Here is a 19,143-nt window from a genome sequence, read left to right on the forward strand (position 1 = left end):
GCTTGCCACGGACGGCGGTATCCCTATTTTCACCGGCAGAACCCAGAATGGCGCACATCACCACCATTCCCGGAATCGGGAAATCAGTCCAGGAACTGCTCGAGGTCGCGGGATTTCTCGACATGGAAGCGGTTGCCCGTGCCGGGGTGGATGACCTGGTTGCCGCCTTGGAAAAGGCGAACTCCATCCTGAAAATTTCCGACCACACCCCGCCCCGTGCCTCCGTGGAGGAATGGGTGGAAACGGCCCGTGAGATGACCGGGATCTCCGCCGCGCCGGTGGAGAGGGAAGCTCCCCGCCGGATGCCGGTGAACTATGAGGGAAATGCCGAGGTGGCGCAGATGCTGGAGGATTCCCCCTGCGCCATCCCTCTGCCGGTCAAGATCATGGTGGACAACAAGCTCGGCGTGTCCGACATCCCGCCGGCCATCCTGCTCAACCGCTATTCCGGTGACCTCGAGGTGCGGGTGAGCGACAGTGACCAGCACTCCGAACCGGCCCATTCCTCCCAAGCTGAGCCGCCCGCCCGGCGACCCTCCGCCCAACGCGATTCCTCCGAAGCATCCCGCCCTTCTCCCGGCGGCCATATCCACCGGGCGGCCTCCCCGGAGTCCCGCCTGGATATCGATACCAGTCGGGTGAAGACCTTCGAGGAGTTTTCCAGTGTTCCGGCGCAGCGACAACCCCGGAAGAAATCCCAACAGGAGAGTGACCGCGTGGCGCTCCTGCGGGCTCCCCGTGAGGAGACCAACCGCGGGAAGAACCCGAACTCCCGCTTCTACGTCAAAGGCGTCCTCCATACCCATCCGCTGAGCCTGGCGTTCGGGGCGGTTGTCACGCTGTTGCTGATGATCCTGTTGCCGGCGGCGATCGTGTCCGCGGGGTTGCTGTTTGTCTCGGACCAGTTCCCGGGAAGCCTCCCATGGGTGCCGAAGTGGCTGCTTGCCATCCCGGCGGCCCTTCCGGTGGTGGGGTTCCTTTATCTGGTTTTCGGGGTGGGCGGGAAATGCCGGATCTGCGGCCAACGCCTGTTCTGGCCGCGCCATTGCCGGAAGAACTCGAAGGCCCACCATGTCCCGGGTATCGGCCATATCGTCCCCACCGCGCTGCACATGTTGACGTTCAAATGGTTCCGCTGTATCTACTGCGGTACTCCCGTACGCCTCAAAAAGTAGTGTTATGGAATTTCCTCCCTGCATACCCGCCTTTGGGATCCGCCTCTGCCTTGCGGTTCTGGCCAGCCTGTGCGTCACAGGTTGCGGGCTGGGGGGAAAGAAGGATGCCAAGAAGGAACCCAACCCGTTCGGTGCCACCGGCATCCCACCCCAGCTCCGGCCGAAAGGCGGTGATGGCACCCAGGTGAAACCGGGGGGGAATGTGGATGCCGCCCGTCTGGCCGCCGCCATCGCCCCGGAGGAGGATCTCGTTTTCACGGACCCGGACAACCCGGACAAGGGTCTTCCTGAGCTGGGGGCACTGCTTTCAAATCCCAAAAAAGGTCCGTGGGAGGATAATGAGGGCGTCGCCAAACGGCGCGCTTCCCGGGAGGGAAAGCCGCTGTTGATCTGGTTCACGGATCCACGGTCCGCTCCGGGCAAGGCACTCAGCGAGGAGCTGTTTTCCAGACCGGATTTCGGAGCGTGGGCGGATGAGAAGCTGGTCCGCCTCATTGTGGACTCGAATCCTTCCGTCGAGACTGAAAGCTTCGCGGAACATGATGACAAGGTCCTGCGGCGGAAGCAGGCGGCGACGGAGATGAAGAAGCGCTACAAGGTTCTGGGGCATCCCACCTTGCTGCTGCTCAATCCCAGCGGTGAGGTGATCGGACGCTACCGCGGCTACAAGCGCGGCGACGCGGATTTCACATGGGGCTTGCTCAAGCAGGGCGAGATCGCTTCCGCCACCGCCTACGGGCAACTGCGGAAAAATCTGGAGAAGAAAGGCTACCGGGAGTGGCAGGACACGAAGGGGCGCAAGGTCTTCGCCAAGCTCCTCAACTACCATCAGGGGAACCTTGTTCTGATAGAGCCGGACGGACTCCGTTCGCAGACCAAAGAGACGCGGCTGTCCTCCCAGGACCGGGAGTGGATCAAGCAGCAGAAAATGCTGCGGGGCATCCAGTGAAGGGGTTGACGGATCGTGCGATCCGTCCGAATACTCCTACGCGCCACAGCGCCTCCCTGAATCATGGAAAACGTCATCATCATCGGCACCGGATGTGCCGGATACACCGCCGCGATCTATACCGCCCGCGCCAATCTTTCGCCGCTCCTTCTGTCCGGAACCCAGCCTGGAGGCCAGCTCACCACCACCACGGAAGTCGAGAACTTCCCCGGCTTCCCGCAGGGCATCATGGGGCCGGAACTGATGATGAACATGCAGAGCCAGGCGGAGAAATTCGGCGCCCGCATCGCATGGGCCAGCGTGGAGTCCGTGGAGAAGCGGGCCGACGGGACCTTCCTGCTCAAAGCAGGGGAGGAATCCTTCGAGGCGAAAACCGTGATCATCGCTACCGGCGCCGCACCCCGGCATCTGGGCCTGCCGAATGAGAAACAGCTCATCGGCCATGGCCTCACTTCCTGCGCCACCTGTGATGGAGCGTTCTACCGGGATGTGCCTGTTGCTGTCATCGGGGGTGGTGACAGCGCCTGTGAGGAAGCGGGATTCCTCACCCGCTTCGCCAGCAAGGTCTATCTCATCCACCGGCGGGAGGAACTCCGCGCCTCCAAGATCATGGCGGACCGCGCCTTGGCGAATCCGAAGATCGAGCCGGTGTGGAACTCCGGCGTCACGGAATACCTCACCGATGAAAAAGGTGAGATGCGCGCCGTGGAGATCACCAATCTCGTGACCGGGGAGAAAAGCGAACTGGAGGTTGCCTGCGTGTTCGTGGCCATCGGCCATGTACCCAACAGCGCCTTCCTCGGTGATCTGGTGGATCAGGACGAGAACGGATACATCCTCCAGAACCCGGGGCGGACTTCCACCAAGACTCCGGGACTTTTCGCAGCCGGGGATGTTGCTGACCACTATTACCGGCAGGCAATTACCGCTGCGGGGCAAGGCTGCGGTGCCGCGCTGGAAGCGGAACGCTACCTTTCAGAGCACGAATAATGCGGCAAAAATCCGCCGGGATTTTTGATTTCGCGGTGACATTAAAGGAAATATCATTATAACGGTGTCTTGACTTTCAAGACACCGTTATCCCATGAATAAAACCCAAGGATTCGCTGCCCTCCTCGCACTAGCTCCAGCATGGGTCCATGCCGCCGGCTACTACCTTCCAAACCAGGATGCCTTCGCGACGGCGAAAGGTAACGCCTTTGTCGCCACTGCGGATAATCCCTCCGCGGTGTTCTACAACCCTGCGGGGATGACACAGCTTGACAGCCCGGGGTTCCAGATGGGGGCTTACTCCATCGTCCTTGGCAACGAGGTGAAGATGAACGGGGAGCGGCATGAAGCCCGTGACGAGCTCCAAGTGGCTCCCAGCATTTTCTACGCTGCTCCGTTCAATGAGAAAATCAGCTACGGATTCGCGCTGAACAGTCCGTTCGGGCTGGGAACGGAATGGGGGCAGGACACGCCTTTCCGGACCGTGGTGACGGAAGCACGCCTGATGTATGTCAGCGGTACCTCCGCCATCGCCTACAAGGTGACGGACACGCTCTCCGTGGGGGCCGCGTTTTCGGTCAACTACGCGGATCTCACCCTGGAACAGGGCATCGGCGGCCCTGGCAGCTATTTCCGCTATGAAGGGAATGGATTGGGCGTTTCAGGCGGTCTCAGCGTGCTCTGGCAACCGGCGGAGAAGCACTCTTTCGGAGCCACCTACACCACGAAATCCACTTTCAACCTGGAGGGCAGCACCACTTCCGATCTTCTGGCGAGCGACCACTCCGCAGAACTTGATTTCATGGCCCCTGCACGGGCATCGATCGGCTACTCATTCCGTCCCAAACCCGGTTGGAACTTTGAGGTCAACGTCGAGTGGTTGGATTGGGATTCCCTGAACACGCTGACCCTGGAGTCGGATTCCATCGGCGGATCCATGGGGGTTCCTTTCGAATGGAAGTCTTCCTTCATCTACGAAGCAGGTGTTTCCTACACGACTCCCGATGGCTACGTCTTCGCGGTCGGTTATGATTTCAACGCCAACTCGCAGCCGGATGAGAATTTCACCCCGGGTGTTTCGGATGCGAACCGCCACTGGTTCAACCTTGGTTTCGGACGCAAAGGCGAATGCAACGACTGGATGGTAGCCTACCAGTTCGGTTATTCGAACAGGACTGTGGACGATGCGGCGAACGTCCTGGCGAATGGCCGCTATGAGTCCCGCCACCACGCCCTGGTCCTTTCCTGGCAGCATCGTTTCTGATGAGTTCCTCCTCCATAGTCGTCACGGGTGCCAGTTCCGGCATCGGACGTGAACTGGCCATCCAGCTCGCGGACACGGGTCGTGAAATCTGGCTGGTGGGGAGGGATGCGGGCCGCCTTGAGGAAACGGCGGATCTGGTCAGGGGGAGGGGTGCGGTAGCCCATGTGGTCCCTCTCGACCTGACGGACATCGAGCGTACAGGAAACTATCTGACGGAACATTTCCCGGAAGGTAAAGTCATCGATGAAGTGTACCTCGCTGCGGCGGTTTCATCGTTCGGAGAGTTCCATGAAACTCTACCGGAAGACTGGGAGAGGTTGTATCACACGAATCTCCTGAGTCCCATCCAGTGGACCCACCATTTCTACCGGAATATGGTTCCGCACCGCAAAGGGCGGATCGTCCTGATCTCTTCACTCGCCGGATACACAGGCTACCCCACGGCGACCGCCTATGCGGCGATGAAAGGAGGATTGCTCGGTTTGTTCCGGAGTCTCTGTTTTGAAGCCGGCATGAACGGGGTGTCCCTGCATCTCGTCTCTCCCGGTTATGTGAAGACCCGGATCTACGAGGCCGCGATTTTCAGGAAGACCTCTTACGAGCAGACCATGAAACTCATCAATGAGATGGGTTTCCCGATGATCACCCCGGAAAAATCAGCCAGGCTGATCATCCGTGGGGTCGCAAGGAACAAGGCTGAATTCGCGCTTCCCGGCTACGCATCACTCCTCAAGTGGATCGCTCCCAGATTTCCGTGGATGATCGGGATGGTGCATCGCAAAATGATGAAAAGCTTCCGCCGTTCCGCATGAGTCTGAAACCTGCATTCACCCGCGCTTTCTCCGGCAAGAACGTGATCCTTACCGGAGGAGCCTCCGGCATCGGACAAGCGATGCTCAAACTTCTGCTGGAAGCTGGCGCGAAGGTGCATGTGCTGGATGCCTCCGCCGAAGGATTGGCCGCCTTGGAAGGACTTTCTCCAGGGAAAGGGGAGTTCTTCACCCACCTTCTGGACGTCCGGGACCGGGATGCATATGCGGAGGTGATCCGGGAGATCCGCAGCCGGCATGACGTCATCGACTTCCTTTTCAACAATGCCGGCGTCACGCTGTTGGGTGAGGCTTACAAGATTCCTTTCGACCGCTGGAAGTGGTTGCTGGACATCAATTTGATGGGGGTGATCCACGGCTCGCATCTGGTCTACCCGACGATGGTTGCGAAGGGCAGGGGCACCATTGTGAACACGGCTTCCATTGCCGGCAGTACCGGTTACGCAACCGCAGCCGCCTACACCACCTCAAAGGCGGCTGTGCTGGAGTTCACGCGTTCCTTGCGGGCGGAGGCGGAAGGCCATGGCATCCGCGTGATCGCCGCTTGTCCGGGATATGTGGACAGCAACATCTTTGCCCGCGACCGGATTATGGGTGCGGAAAGGGAGGAAATGATCAAGGACCTTCCGGTCCCGATGATGACGCCGGATCAGGCGGCATATTGGCTCCTGGAAGGGGTGGCAGCGGGAAAGAACACCGTCATCTTCCCATTCAATGCGAAGTTACTGTGGACGTTGTCCTGCTGGGCACCATCCCTGATCAAGCCCTTTCACCGGAGGTTTCTGCGCGTGTTCCAGAAGACGGCCTGAACAGCGGCATACTTCAGCTTGCTACGGACTGAATCTGCGGAACCCCTGTCCGAAGGCGTCCCACCGCAGATTGCGAGGATTCCAGATGATCGGCGCCGACAGCGCCACCTTCCAAGGCAGGCTGAGCCTGGCCCTGCGGATCGGCCTGGAACTCACCAGCGGATGGCTCCGTTCCTTGACGTGGAAGATTGTAATCCCAGGGGACCACGATCCCTTGATCGACCGGCTCAGACCGGGCTTTTCAGCTTCGCCAGTTCCCGCCGCTGGTAGTCGGACGGGCTGATGTCGTAGAACGCCAGAAACTCCCTGTTGAGGTTCTTGTAGTTGGCGAAACCCAATTGGGTGGCCACTTCCTTGATGGGGGTGCCCTCCCGCAGGAGGTTGCGGGCCACGACCATGCGCTCCTGACGGAGCCATTCCTTCGCGCCGATGCCGAGGCCTTCCTCGAAAAGACGCCGCAGATGACGCTCGGACACTCCGAGACGGGAGCAAAGCTCCGTTGCGTTGAAACGGCTTTCGCGGGCGATCGTGGGGAGTGATGCCGGGAAGACATCATTCGCAAAATAGACCAGCAGCCTTCCGTCTTTCTGGGTGATTTCGACTTCGCGCCGTTTCACAAGGGTGGATTCAGGGGTGGTGTGAACGGGGCCACTCTAGTTCACATTCCTTGTTTGTCAACGCTGCGACCCGTTGGGCACCGGATCAGAGCAAGCCCAGCGCGGCGGAGATCAGAAGGTCGTCATCGATCAGCCACTTGGCGGTTTCCGCGCCCGGAGTCCTGGCTGGTGCGATGGAGGCGGCTTCCGTGACGTCGAGCGTGAGGCCTTCGCCGCGGATGCGGCGGATGGTGCCGCCCGCATCATAGACCGCCATGTAGGCTGCCAGAATCCTGACCGCGGATGTGATGACATCGCTGTCGTCGGTCCGGCCGAGAAGTGCATCCAACGACTTCGCGGTCGGGTCGGATTTCGCCTGCACGCGGGTCGCCAGCTCTGGTGCGCCGACGAGGACGTCTTCGGCGCCGGCGGCGGTGAGTTGTGCGCCCAGGGCGGCAATGCGTTCCTGCAGGCCGGAAACGGCGAGAGCTTCGGAAAGTTGCTTCTCCAGGGCGCGGTCGCCAGCTCGATCTGGCGGCTGTGGAGCCGTGCCCAATCCGGGGAACGGAAGGCGGATTCCTCATCATCCCCGGTACGGCGTCCCGCCACTCCGGTCTGGAGGAAGGAGGCGATCGCCTCGGCCCCCCGTTTCAGGGAGATGCCCGCACACACGGGGGCGAGGGCGAATGAAGCCAGGCGGCTGGAGAGGAGCACGTTGCCCATGGCCTGCATTTTCGCGCCCAGGAGGGCGTCGCGCTCACGCTTGACGGTGAAGAACTCCATCGCACGGCGCAGCGTCACTTCCAGTTGCGGGATGTCCCACGGCTTGGTCATGTAACGGAAAATGCCACCTTGGTTGACCGAGCCGATCGCCGCGTCGATGTCGGAGTAGGCCGTCGAGAGGATCTTGATGATGTCCGGATATTTGTCCGCGATCTTCGAGAGAAAGCCGACACCGGTTTCATTCGGCATGCGCTGGTCCGTCACGATGACACCGATCTCATCCGCATGTTGTTTGAAGACCGCGAGGGCTTCCACACCGTCTTCCGCTTCAAGAATGCGGAATTTCTCCCCGAAGAGGCGCCGGAAATACTTCCGCGTGGTCGCCTCGTCATCCACGAAGAGAATGGCATAACGTTGATAGTCGTAGGAGTCGATGTCTTTGCTCATGGATCAGTGGGGAAAAGGAGTGCGGGGGAGGAGGTATCGGGTGAAAATCTAGGATGGGTCAGGCGACAGGGTCGAGAGCGGAATCTTCCGGTTGCTTGGAAGCCACGCCGGGGAAGGTGAGCCGGAACACGGTGTACTGGGACGGGCGGCTGTCCACCTCCACGATCGCGCCATGTCCCTGGAGGATCTGGTGGGTGATGGAGAGGCCGAGTCCCATGCCCTTTCCAACGTCCTTCGAGGTGAAGAACGGATCGAAGATCTTCTGGAGGTTTTCCGGAGGGATGCCCACGCCGTTGTCGCGCACGGTGAGGGTCCAGCCTTCGCCGACCGGTTCGATGGTGACGTCGATGTGTCCGGGAGCGGGTTCGGGGACGGCCGGGCGCTCATGGATGGCATCGATGCTGTTCTGGAAGAAGTTGACGAACACCTGGACGAGCTGGTTCGCGTTGCCGCGGATCATCGCATGGGGTGGGGCGGTCAACTTGAAGGAGATCTCCTTGCCCACCTGGTGGCTCACCATGCGTTGGGAGCGGGCGATGACTTCGGTCAGGTCCGCGTCGCCGCTGATGCCGTTGTCCTCACGGGTGAACTGGCGCAGGTCGATGACGATCTGGGAAACCCGTTCCACGCCCTCACGGATGTCCTTCAGGATATCCTCGAAGTCCTCCTGGTCCTTGTCCGGGAGCGAGCGGGTGAAGGTGGCGAGCGCATGGAGGCCTGCCGTCGCGTAGTTCAGCGGGTTGTTGATCTCATGGATGATGCCGGCACTCATCCGGCCCAGCGAGGACAGCTTCTCGTTCCGGACCATCGCGACTTCGTTTTCCTTGATCTGCTCGATCGCGGACTGGAGTTCCGTGTTGAGATCCAGGAGTTCCCGGCGGATGCGCGCCATGGCGAGCTGGTTCGAAAGCCGGAGGCTCAGTTCCGCCGTGGAGAACGGCTTGGTGAGGAAGTCGTTCGCGCCGGCCTGGAGGGCGTTGAGCTTCGTCTGCTCATCCGCGCGGGCCGTGAGGATGATGATGGCGGTGCTGCGGGTGGTGTGGTTCTCGCGGATCCTGCGGCAGGCTTCCACGCCGTCCATTTCCGGCATCATCTGGTCGAGAAGCGCGAGTTGCGGCTGGCGCTGCTGGGCGAGCTGGAATGCCTCCGCGCCGTCCGCAGCCTCGATGACATCCACATCCTCCAACTGCATCCGCAGGAAGCGCCGGATGTCCGGCTCATCGTCCGCGATGAGAACCAGCGGGCGTGCGGTGCTGGGGCGGCCACCGATGGAAACCGGCAGGTGAGGTGCCCGCAGCCCGCCGGTGGGGGCGGATGGTGTGGTGGACTGGATCTTGCCGGGTACCGCCATGGCGGCGCGGCGGTGGAGGTCCGCGATTTTCCCGCCATGCTTGAGGGGTTCCTCGATTTCGACTTCGGTCGTTTCCGGAGCCGTTTCGACCGGGAAATTCACGGTGAATTTCGTCCCGACCCCCGGTTGGCTGTCCACCGTGATCTCGCCCTCCATTGCCTGCGTGAGGCTGCGCACCAATGCGAGGCCGATGCCCGCCCCCTGGAACTTCCGTGTGGAGGAGGTGTCCACCTGCCAGAATCGCTCGAAAATCCGCGGCAGGATATGGGGCGCGATGCCCACTCCGGTGTCCTCCACCGTGAGCAGGAGACGGCCTTCTTTGATGTCCACCTTCACATCGATCACTCCGCGGGACGGGGTGAACTTGATGGCGTTGATGACCAGGTTGAGCAGGATCTTGTCGAACTTGTCGCGGTCGAGCATGACACGCCCGACGTCGGATTTGCCTTCCCATACCAGGCTGACGCGGTCCTGTTCCGCCAGGTGGCGCAGTGAGAGCAGCAGGCCGTCCAGATGGGCGTCCATCGCCGTGGCCAGGGTGTTGATGTCGGTGTGGCCCGTATCGAACCGGACGAGATCCAGCAGGTCGTCGATCAGCTTGAGGAGGCGGAGGCCGTTCTGCTCCAGCATCTGGGTCATCTCCGTCATCTTCGCATCCGGAGGCTGCTTCAGGAGAGACGCTTTCAGCCGCTCGGTGATGCCGAGCATGATGGTGAGAGGGGTGCGCAACTCGTGGCTGATGTTGGCGAAGAAGTGGGTCTTCGCCTCGTCCAGTTCGCTCAACTGCTTGTTCTGGCTCTCCAGCAGTTCGTGGGATTTCTCCACCTCGTTGCGCAGGGCGAATTCGCGGAAACGGAGCTGCTCGTAGAAATAGCTGCCCGCCACGACGAAGACGGAGGTGACGAAAAGGAAATAGCTGTTGTTGAAAAGGATCTGCCGGTTGACGGGTTCCTTCGCCAGCGAAACGCTGAGGGCGTAGAAAACCAGGCACACGCTGATCATCGCCAGCGATTTCCTGAATGACCACCGCAGCAGCAGGGAGAGTCCCACAAGGACGAGACTGAGGCCCGCGTAATACATCGAGTTGCCGCCACCCGTCCTCACGATCATCGCACAGATGGCGATGAGCGGGATCACGGCGATGCCGGCGGAGATGAAATGCCCCCTGTCCTCGACGTCGATCCTGCCGAGATGCAGGAAAATCGTACCAAGAAGGATGAACGAGGCGATGCGGATGAGGAGGAAACTGTTGCCCAGTTCCGGAAAAACGACGTAGTCCAGCGTACACCCGCCGAGCATGAAGATCGCGGCCAGCAACGCGGCCCGCCGCGAGTTGGAGACGGCGATGCGACCTTCATAGTCACGGAACAGGCGCTTGAACTCAGCGCTGTTCTCATGGTGATGGACGACCGTATCAGGCATTGGCGCGCTCGATCTCCAGGAAGAGGTTCACACCGGTGAGGTCAGGTTTGATTTCGATGCGGGAAACGGGGAAGCCCTCGGGGACCAGGTCCCTCATCTCATCTTCATCACGGTAAATGAGGTTCCACTCCATCACGTACTCCATCCATGCTTTCCGCGGGTTCGCTGCGGCGACATTGGTCACGATGACGATGCCACCCGGCCGCACCATGGTGCAGAACAGTTCGACCAGGCGCTTGCAGACCCGCTGGGAAAGGTAATCGAAAAGACCGGCACAATAGACGATGTCGTAGTTGGTGAAATCTTCCTCCCCGCCCTGTGTCGCGGACCGCAGCAGCTGGTGGACGGAGCGCTGGAAGTAACGGACCTGGGTTTCCCGTCCGCCGGCATGCCTTGCCTCGACGATGCGCTCGCGGGTGTACTCAAGGGTTTCCGCGTTGAAGTCGAGCAGGTCGATCTCGGCGAGATCGCTTTCGTCATACTCGCGCAGGAAGCGCTGCACCTCGACCGCGGGACCGCACGCGAGGTTGAAGACGCGTGTCTTGCCCTTGGCCACCCTGCGGACGCACTCGGAGCGCAGCAGCTCGACGAGGTAGTCGATCCGGTTACGGTGGGCGACCACCGGCTCGGTGTTGAGAAGCGCGAAATTGAGCAGCTTGGCGAACGCGGAGGAGCCTTCGTAGGGGTTCCTCAGCATCATGTTCACCATCTCGTAGTCACCGGCGTAGCCCAGTGGCTTCGTGTAGGTCCGGTAGAGGAAGGGAGAGCAGAGGACGATGGGGTGGATCTCACGCCGCACATAGGATTTGTGCACGGCGATCTCGGCGTCGCCGATTTCCTTCGCGATCTCCTCGAACCGCTCCATGGAAGGGAGGACCTCCTCGACCACGCGGTTCTCGATGTTGGAGAAGATCTCCTGCTCCAGGTCATCCCGGCGGCGGGTCACCGTCGTCCGGATGCCGACATCGACGCCGGTGAGCCAGTGCTGGACCCCGGAAAGCATGCTGGAAAGATCCGCCACCACCAGCTTGAACGGGTCCTGCACCTTGTTGGCGGACTTCCACTCTCCCATGAAGGAGAGGAACTGGCTGGAAAGATCGCCGCTGGTATCCGCGGCGACGCTGGAGAGAAAATCAACCTCGACCCATCCTTCGTCCAGCATGGCCTCGCAGACCAGAACGATGCCGGTGTTGAGCAGGTTGCTCACGACCGCCTTGCCGTGGTACAGCAGTCTCCGTGACGCCATGATCCGGAAGTCGGAAAGCACTTCGGAGAGTTGGAGGATGCTATAGGGGTTATAGACCTCGAAAACGACGGAGTAGCGCTTGATGCGGAGGAGGTTCGCGGTCAGCTCGGTGCCTTGGCTGTTTCGGCAGGTGATGACGCTTTGGGACGATTCGCTGGTGAGATCCATTAGTAAAGGGAACAGGTGAAAGTGTCTCTCCTGACAGGGAAGCCGGTTGGGGCTGCATCCTGACAGGCCGGAAATTACCGGAATAACCCGCGTGGCGGGAAGCAATCATTTGCAATATGCCCCCGAACTACGCGATCACGGCATATGGGATGGACCGGCTTGGACATCACCGGTTGGAATTAACCGGTATCCGGGAAAAGGTCAATCACGTCTCGCCCGGATTGCCGCTGCAAAGCGGTCCAGAACTTCCACGGTATCATCCCAGCCGATGCACGCGTCGGTGACGGACTTGCCACGCACCAGGGAGGAGAGGTCCTTGGACAGTGACTGGTTGCCTTCCACCAGATTGGACTCGATCATGACGGAGGTGACGGTCCGGGAGCCTGCGGAAATCTGGTTGCAGAGATCCGCCGCCACCATCGGCTGGTTGCGGTAGTCCTTCATGGAGTTCCCGTGGGAACAGTCCACCATCACGCTGGCGGGCAGGTTCTGCTCGCGCAGCATCGCTTCTGCCGCCGCCACGCTTTGTTTGTCGTAGTTCGGCCCGGATTTCCCGCCGCGGAGGATGAGGTGGCAGGATTCGTTGCCCGCCGTGGAGACGATCGCGGAAACGCCCTGCTTGGTGACGGAGAGAAAATGATGCGGCCGTGAGGCGGACTGGATGGCGTCCAGGGCGATCTGGATCGAACCGCCGGTGCCGTTCTTGAAGCCCACCGGCATGGACAGGCCGGATGCCAGTTCCCGGTGGATCTGGGATTCGGTGGTGCGCGCGCCGATGGCACCCCAGGCGATCAGGTCCGCGATGTACTGCGGGGAGATGGTGTCGAGGAACTCGGTGCCGGCGGGGACGCCCATATTGGCCAGATCCAGCAGCAGGCCGCGGGCGACGCGGAGGCCGTGGTTGATGTCGAAGGAATCATCCAGATGCGGATCATTGATCAGACCCTTCCACCCGACGGTGGTGCGGGGCTTCTCAAAATAGACACGCATGATCACGAACACGTCGTCCTTCAGGCGTTCCGCCTCCACCTTGAGCTTCGCCGCGTATTCCAGAGCCGCCTCCGGATCATGGATCGAGCATGGGCCGATGATGGCCAGCAGGCGGTCGTCATCTCCGCGGAGGATCGCCTCAGCCTGGGCACGGGAGTTTGCCACCAGCTCGGATGCCTGCTCGGAGATGGGCAGATAGTAGGCGAGCACCGCAGGTGAAATGAGCGGATTGATGCCTGAAATACGGAGGTCGTCGGTGCGGTGGCGCGTCACGGCGCGGATCGTTGACGGGTGCGGCGCGCGTAGGCAAGCGGCAAATTGCCTTGCCGGAAGAGGTTATTTCAAGGAGAGGAAGACTTCCCACCCATGAAGGAACGTGTCGATGCGCTGTTGGTATCCCGGGGTCTCTGTGATTCCAGAGAGCAGGCGAAGCGTCTGGTTCTCGCGGGTGAGGTGAGGAGCGGGGACAAGGTGATCGACAAGCCGAGCGTGAAGCTCCCGCTGGACGCGCCGCTGGACGTGAAGGAGAAGCCGAAATACGTCGGACGCGGCGGTTTCAAGCTGGAAGGGGCGCTGGACGCCTTCGGCGTGGATCCCGCCGGGTGGGTGTGCTTCGACGTCGGGGCATCGACGGGTGGTTTCACCGACTGCCTGCTCCAGCGCGGTGCCGCCAGGGTGCATGCGGTGGATGTGGGCACCAACCAGCTCGTCTGGAAGCTGAGGAACGACCCGCGGGTGATCGCGAAGGAACAGTTCAATGCCCGCCACATGGTCCCGGAGGACATCGGTGAGAAGGTCATGCTGGCGGTGATGGACCTTTCCTTCATCTCGCTGACCAAGGTGCTGCCCGCCGTTTTCTCCATCCTGGAGGAGAAGGGGAGCGTGATTTCCCTCATCAAGCCCCAGTTCGAACTGGAGCGCGAAGACATCGGAAGAGGCGGCATTGTCCGCGATCCGGCGCTGCATGAGCGTGCGGTGGAGAAGATCCGGAAATTCGTGACGGAAGAACACGGGCGGGAATGGCGCGGCGTCATCCCGTCACAGATCACCGGCACGGATGGGAACCAGGAGTTTCTCGCCTGGATCGGCTGATTCCGCCTTTTCAGGGCATGCCATCCGTGGGAAGGTCGCGCGTCGGATGAAATACGAGCTGATCCATCGCACGAAATACCTCTACGAGGGGATGGTCACCGTTTCCCATCACATGGCGCGGCTGGCACCACGTCCGCTTCCCAACCAGCGCTGTCCATGGCACGAACTTTCCATCCAGCCGGTCCCGGTGGGCCGCGGGGTGCATGCGGACGCCTACGGCAACGTGACCACTTACTTCGAGATGGAGGGGAGCCACGGCGAGCTGGAGGTGGTGGCCCACAGCTTTGTGGAGGTGTTTCCAACCGTTCATCCGGAGGCGGAGGGAACCCCCGCCTGGGAGAGTGTCAGGGCCGCATGTGGCTCGTCCGTGCTGAATGGGTATTCGGAAGCAGGGGCCTTCCGGTTCGCCTCACCGATGGTCCCGACCGCCAGGGAATTCGCCGACTACGCCAGGCAGGATTTTCCTGCGGACAGGCCCATCCTCGGAGGTGTGGTGGCTTTGATGGGCAGGATCCACCGGGAGTTCAAATTCGATACGGTTGCAACCGATGTGGCGACGCCGGTATCGGAAGTGCTCCGGAAGAAAGCCGGAGTTTGCCAGGACTTCGCCCATCTCATGCTGGCCTGCCTGCGCTCGCTAGGCCTGCCCGCCCGCTATGTCAGCGGCTATCTGGAAACCAAGCCACCCGCGGGACAGGCGCGGTTGACCGGCGCGGATGCCTCCCACGCATGGGTTTCGGTTTTCTGTGGCGAGGAAGCCGGGTGGATCGACGCGGATCCCACCAATGACATGCTGCCGAACGAACGGCACATCACCATCGCCTGGGGGCGGGACTTTTCGGATGTGAGCCCCCTTCGCGGTGTCACCCTGGGGGCTGGCGGACAGAAGCTGAAGGTGGCCGTGGATGTGATCCCGGTGGAGGAGATCTGAGTGGTCCGGCGGCTCCTTTCGCCGGATTGCGCTTGATTGATGGTCAACAACGGTGCACCACCTGCCCGTTCCCAATGAGCAAACGCCCTCAACCTCCAGTGCACGGGCACGCCGATGAATCGATCGTCGTCATCGTCAAAAAGAGCAACAACTCCGGAATCTCTGCGGTGCTCATCGCCGTCCTGCTCGTGTTGGGAGCGGTCTGGATCCTGAAGGGCGGACAGTCGAAAGCCGCCGTACCAAGTAACACGGAAAGCGCGAAGTCAGCCGAACAGGGAAAAAGCACGAGGGTGAAGCCCACGGGCCCCACGAAAACCTCGGATGTTATCCCGGCCTCCTCGCGGACTTCCTCCTCGGCGGCCCCATCTTCCGGTCGCGCCACCTTTTTCGAGCCAACCGTGGATGAGGATGCGGCTCCGGACGCGCCTTGATCCTCACTTCACCTTGTAGCCGGTGAGGTCCGGCTTGAAGAGTGCATCAGGCAGTTTGGTGTTGAAGCGCGGGTTTTCGAACACCGTCCGCACGCGGGACTTGTCCTGCATTTCCAGTTCCATCGCCCGCAGCTCCTTCTTCACTGGATCAATGTCTATGAAGACCCATGGGACGTTCGAGCGCATGCGCCTGTCCTTCGGTTTCAGGGTGAACTGGTGGATGCCTGCGGTGACCCGGGTTTCGATGATCTCGAAGCTCCCGTAGAACGCTTCCTTGCTCTCGAACGCCTTGCCGGACAGGAGCGAGAAGCGCGCGGCCTGCGGAGCGTCCTTCGGGATCTGGCGGGCGGATTTTTCCGACTCCTCGATGAGGGTGAGGGTGGTTCCGTCGGAAACGGCCAGCGTCTGCATCGGCTCGCCGAGCTGCCAGCGGAACTTGTCCGGCTTGGCGAAGGAAATGCGTCCCGGCGTGGTTACCGATTCCTTCAGCGACGGCAGCTTCCGCTGCTGGGTGAAGCCGGCATCCAGTGAGGAAACCGTCGCCTGCCGTTCCAGCCAGCCGTCCAGCACGGGGTCGGCGAAGGCGGAGGCGGTGAGTGCGAATGGAACGAAGTACCGGAGCATGGTGGGAATCTGGCCGGGGTGGATGGCACGTCCAACGGGAAAATCCCTCAATCCAGCGACACCGGCGGGGCCTTCCGCTTGCGTAGCTTCGCCGCGGCGAGCTCATACACCATCGGCAGCAGGGAGAAGCCGATGATGCCGAACACCACGATCTCGAAGTTTTCCTTCACCACCGGGATCTGCCCGAAGAAATAGCCCGCCGGGAGCAGCAGACCCACCCAGAGGAAGGCACCCACGACGTTGAAATACATGAAGCGCTTGTAGTCCATGGCACCGGATCCGGCGACGAAGGGGGCGAAGGTGCGGACGATCGGGACGAAGCGGGCGATGATGATGGTCTTGCCGCCGTAGCGGACGAAGAACTCGGAGGTCTTGTCAATGTGGCTCTGCTTGATGAAGCGCGGGAACGTGCGGATGGCCCAGGCACCGCATTTTCGGCCGATCCAGTAGTTCACGGTGTCACCGAGAATGGCGGCGACCAGCAGGAGGGCGGCGGCGATCCAGATGTTCAGGCCGGAGGCCTCATCCGCGGCCAAGGCACCGACGGCGAAAAGGAGCGAATCCCCCGGCAGGAACGGCGTGACGACCAAGCCGGTCTCCGCAAACACGATGAGGAACAGCAGGGCATAGACCAGCGAACCGTAGTCCCGGGTGAACTGGTTGAGGTGGTCCTGGAGGTGGAGCAGAAAATCGAGGGCTACTTTGAGGAGTTCCATTTGGCTGGTGGGGTAGGGAGGTGGGGATGATGTCAGTCACACTCCGGCCGCGGATCGCGGGAGAGCAGTTCCTTCATCGCGAGCGGGGCGGGCTTGCCCTCGTAGAGGATCGCATAGACCGCATCGATGATCGGGGTGCGGACGTTGGCGCGGCGCGCGGCTTCGTGGATGGAGAGGGTATTCGGCACCCCTTCCGCGACCATGCCTAGCGATGCGACTGCTTCGTCCAGGGTCTTGCCGGATCCCAGCGCCAGACCCACGCGGTGGTTCCGGGAGTGGCTGGAGAAACAGGTGACGATGAGGTCGCCCACACCGGAGAGTCCGGAAAAGGTCTCCGTCCGTCCGCCGAGCGCGGTCCCCAAGCGGGTCATCTCCGCCAGTGCGCGGGTGACCAGGGCGGCAACGGCATTGTCACCCAGGCCGAGGCCGTGGGCCATGCCGGCGGCGATGGCGTAGATGTTCTTCACCGCTCCACCGAACTCGATGCCGGGCAGGTCGTCGCTGGTGTAGGAGCGGAAATGCGGCAGGGTGAAGAGATCCTGCAGGGAAAGCGCGAGCTGCTGGTCCTCGCTGCCGATCACCGCGCAGGTGGCCATCCCGGCGGCGATTTCCTCCGCGTGGTTCGGCCCGGAAAGCGCTGCCACCGGATTGGCGGGGAAAGTTTCCCGCAGGATCTCGCTCATGCGGTCGCCGGTGTGTTTCTCGATGCCCTTCGCACAGGACAGCAGCACCCGGTCACCGGGCAGGCCCAGTGACGCCAGGTTCCCGGCGGTGGTCCGGGTCGCGGACGTTGGGACGACGAAGATGAGGAGGGGATGGACCAGCGCGTCCGACAGCTCCGCGGATGCGGTCACGTTCTCCGGCAGGACGATGTCCGGGAGGTAGTGGGGATTCCGTCGCGTGCGGTTGATGGCATCCGCCGTGGCCGGATCGCGCCCGATGAGGACGACGGAATCGAGTTTCGGCGAAAGCAGCTTGGCGATGCCGGTGCCGAACGAACCGGAGCCAAGGATCGCCGCGGAGCGGAAACGGGGCTCAGACATTGCTCGGCTTGGGTTTGCGCTGGAAGCGGTTCTCCGTTCCCTGGCGCAACCGCTGGATGTTGCTGCGGTGCTTCCAGATGGCGAGAACCGCGATGATGATGGTGAAGACGAAGAGCGGCTTGTTCCAGGTGCCGTTCTGGATCTTTCCGTGGAACCAGGATCCCCACAGCGTGATCAGCGGCAGCACGGCCGCCGTGACGATGCTGGCGAGGGAAACGTAGCGGGAGATGAGGAAAACCAGCAGCCACACCACCAGCAGGATGACGATGGCGGCGGGCATCATGGCGATGAGGACTCCTGCGGAAGTGGCGATGCCCTTGCCGCCCTTGAATCCCACCCACGGCGAATAGTTGTGGCCGAGGATGGCGCAGAGGCCGGTGACCACCTGCATGATCTGGGCCGTCAGCATGGGGAACTCCGCGGAGAACGGGTCGAGCGCGGAGATCATCATCGGATTCTTCATCCCGACAAAGCGGATGAGCGAGATGCCGATGATGGTGGGGATCAGCCCCTTCAGCGCGTCCAGGATCAGGCAGGTGATGCCATACTTTTTCCCTACGACCCGCAGGACGTTGGTCGCACCGATGTTACCGGAGCCATGCTGGCGGATGTCGATGCCCTTGGCCTTTGCGATCAGAAGGCCGAAGGGGATGGAGCCGAGGAGGAATGCCAGCAGGGGGCAGAGCCAGAGTTGCATGCGGGGTATATGGGGAGAAACGTCGGATCACTCCACCACGGTGGCGGACTGGATGACCACCGGAGTCACAGGCACGTTCTGGTGCATGCCGGTGTTGGAGGTTTCCACCGCCTTGATCTTGTCCACCACGGCCATGCCCTCCACCACTTTGCCAAAGACGGCGTAGCCACCGTTGCTGGGGAAGTTCAGCCCGGCGTTGTCGGACACGTTGATGAAAAACTGGGCCGTCGCGCTGTTGGGATTGCTGGTGCGGGCCATGGCAATGGTGCCGCGGTCGTTCTTGAGGCCGTTGCGGGCTTCATTCTGGATCGGGGCATCGACGGCTTTCTGGGTGAGGTTGCCGCCATCGACGGCGAAACCACCGCCTTGGATCATGAAATCATCGATCACACGGTGGAACACGGTGCCGTCATAGTGCTTCTTCTTCACGTAGGAGAGGAAGTTTTCCGTCGAGATGGGCGCTTTCTCCCCGTTGAGTTCGATGACGATGTCACCGAGGGAGGTCTTGAGGCGCACCTTTGCGTTTGCGACCGCAGCGGCGGCAGGCTTTTCGGCGGCCGGGGTTTCCTTTGCCGGTTGGCAATGGGCGAACAACGGAATGAACAGCAGGGCGGAGAGGGCGAGGCGGCGTTTCATCGGGGAAATGGGT

At 61.6% G+C, this 19,143-nt stretch carries 19 protein-coding genes; 9 read left to right on the forward strand and 10 right to left on the reverse strand.

Translation table 11 applies throughout. The features are described from left to right. The first annotated feature begins 47 nt into the window (after positions 1-47). The 6 genes from KF712_02815 to KF712_02840 all read left to right on the forward strand — a co-directional run bounded on the left by KF712_02815 (position 48) and on the right by KF712_02840 (position 6,017). Positions 48-1,175 (forward strand): DUF4332 domain-containing protein, encoded by a 1,128-nt coding sequence (locus KF712_02815; GenBank protein ID MBX3739897.1) that lies wholly within the window; start codon positions 48-50, stop codon positions 1,173-1,175. A gap of 4 nt (positions 1,176-1,179) precedes the next feature. Beyond that, positions 1,180-2,124 carry a thioredoxin family protein gene (locus KF712_02820; protein MBX3739898.1) on the forward strand — a complete coding sequence of 315 codons (945 nt, stop codon included), beginning with the start codon at positions 1,180-1,182 and terminating at the stop codon, positions 2,122-2,124. A 63-nt stretch (positions 2,125-2,187) separates the two neighbouring features. After that, positions 2,188-3,114 carry a thioredoxin-disulfide reductase gene (gene trxB / locus KF712_02825; GenBank protein MBX3739899.1) on the forward strand — a complete coding sequence of 309 codons (927 nt, stop codon included), beginning with the start codon at positions 2,188-2,190 and terminating at the stop codon, positions 3,112-3,114. A 94-nt stretch (positions 3,115-3,208) separates the two neighbouring features. After that, complete coding sequence (locus tag KF712_02830; protein ID MBX3739900.1) at positions 3,209-4,378, forward strand: outer membrane protein transport protein; 1,170 nt, start codon at positions 3,209-3,211, stop codon at positions 4,376-4,378. Next, the gene (locus KF712_02835) at positions 4,378-5,190 is read left to right on the forward strand and encodes an SDR family NAD(P)-dependent oxidoreductase (GenBank protein MBX3739901.1); all 813 of its coding nucleotides are present in this window, start codon (positions 4,378-4,380) and stop codon (positions 5,188-5,190) included. Before KF712_02830 ends, KF712_02835 begins: the two co-directional genes overlap by 1 nt. Then, positions 5,187-6,017, forward strand: coding sequence for an SDR family oxidoreductase (locus KF712_02840; protein MBX3739902.1), 831 nt, complete (start codon positions 5,187-5,189; stop codon positions 6,015-6,017). The genes KF712_02835 and KF712_02840 overlap by 4 nt, the downstream gene beginning before the upstream one ends. 227 nt (positions 6,018-6,244) lie before the next feature. On the opposite strand, the gene KF712_02845 is transcribed toward KF712_02840, so the two are convergent. From KF712_02845 to KF712_02865, 5 genes are all read right to left on the reverse strand, one after another. Next, positions 6,245-6,634: an AraC family transcriptional regulator gene (locus KF712_02845; GenBank protein ID MBX3739903.1), complete on the reverse strand. Its 390-nt coding sequence runs from the start codon at positions 6,632-6,634 to the stop codon at positions 6,245-6,247. Between the two features lie 129 nt (positions 6,635-6,763). Beyond that, entirely contained in the window at positions 6,764-7,783 is a 1,020-nt protein-coding gene (locus KF712_02850; protein ID MBX3739904.1) for a response regulator, read from the reverse strand. 58 nt (positions 7,784-7,841) lie between these two features. Further along, entirely contained in the window at positions 7,842-10,556 is a 2,715-nt protein-coding gene (locus tag KF712_02855; GenBank protein MBX3739905.1) for a response regulator, read from the reverse strand. After that, the gene (locus KF712_02860) at positions 10,549-11,970 is read right to left on the reverse strand and encodes a class I SAM-dependent methyltransferase (GenBank protein MBX3739906.1); all 1,422 of its coding nucleotides are present in this window, start codon (positions 11,968-11,970) and stop codon (positions 10,549-10,551) included. The genes KF712_02855 and KF712_02860 overlap by 8 nt, the downstream gene beginning before the upstream one ends. Positions 11,971-12,171: 201 nt before the next feature. Further along, positions 12,172-13,233 carry a 3-deoxy-7-phosphoheptulonate synthase gene (locus KF712_02865; protein ID MBX3739907.1) on the reverse strand — a complete coding sequence of 354 codons (1,062 nt, stop codon included), beginning with the start codon at positions 13,231-13,233 and terminating at the stop codon, positions 12,172-12,174. A gap of 93 nt (positions 13,234-13,326) precedes the next feature. Here KF712_02865 and KF712_02870 point away from each other — a divergent pair, with 93 nt between their 5' ends. From KF712_02870 to KF712_02880, 3 genes are all read left to right on the forward strand, one after another. Further along, entirely contained in the window at positions 13,327-14,052 is a 726-nt protein-coding gene (locus KF712_02870) for a TlyA family RNA methyltransferase (protein MBX3739908.1), read from the forward strand. A 46-nt stretch (positions 14,053-14,098) separates the two neighbouring features. Beyond that, positions 14,099-14,983, forward strand: a complete 885-nt coding sequence (locus KF712_02875; GenBank protein MBX3739909.1) for a transglutaminase family protein — start codon at positions 14,099-14,101, stop codon at positions 14,981-14,983. Between the two features lie 74 nt (positions 14,984-15,057). Continuing rightward, a complete protein-coding gene (locus KF712_02880) occupies positions 15,058-15,414 on the forward strand; it encodes a hypothetical protein (GenBank protein ID MBX3739910.1) in 357 nt (118 codons plus the stop codon). Positions 15,415-15,417: 3 nt separating this feature from the next. Here the strand turns inward: KF712_02880 and KF712_02885 are convergent, their stop codons facing one another. Genes KF712_02885 through KF712_02905 form a run of 5 tightly spaced genes read right to left on the reverse strand, consistent with a single transcriptional unit; the run spans position 15,418 to position 19,130 of the window. After that, the gene (locus KF712_02885; protein MBX3739911.1) at positions 15,418-16,038 is read right to left on the reverse strand and encodes an outer membrane lipoprotein carrier protein LolA; all 621 of its coding nucleotides are present in this window, start codon (positions 16,036-16,038) and stop codon (positions 15,418-15,420) included. A 47-nt stretch (positions 16,039-16,085) separates the two neighbouring features. Then, entirely contained in the window at positions 16,086-16,754 is a 669-nt protein-coding gene (locus KF712_02890; GenBank protein MBX3739912.1) for a DedA family protein, read from the reverse strand. Positions 16,755-16,786: 32 nt separating this feature from the next. Further along, positions 16,787-17,797, reverse strand: a complete 1,011-nt coding sequence (locus KF712_02895) for an NAD(P)-dependent glycerol-3-phosphate dehydrogenase (protein ID MBX3739913.1) — start codon at positions 17,795-17,797, stop codon at positions 16,787-16,789. Continuing rightward, positions 17,790-18,494: a glycerol-3-phosphate 1-O-acyltransferase PlsY gene (plsY, locus tag KF712_02900; protein ID MBX3739914.1), complete on the reverse strand. Its 705-nt coding sequence runs from the start codon at positions 18,492-18,494 to the stop codon at positions 17,790-17,792. Before plsY ends, KF712_02895 begins: the two co-directional genes overlap by 8 nt. A gap of 27 nt (positions 18,495-18,521) precedes the next feature. Beyond that, positions 18,522-19,130, reverse strand: a complete 609-nt coding sequence (locus tag KF712_02905; protein MBX3739915.1) for a peptidyl-prolyl cis-trans isomerase — start codon at positions 19,128-19,130, stop codon at positions 18,522-18,524. Positions 19,131-19,143 lie beyond the last annotated feature (13 nt).

This window comes from Akkermansiaceae bacterium, assembly GCA_019634595.1.
Classification (GTDB): Bacteria; Verrucomicrobiota; Verrucomicrobiia; order Verrucomicrobiales; family Akkermansiaceae; genus Luteolibacter.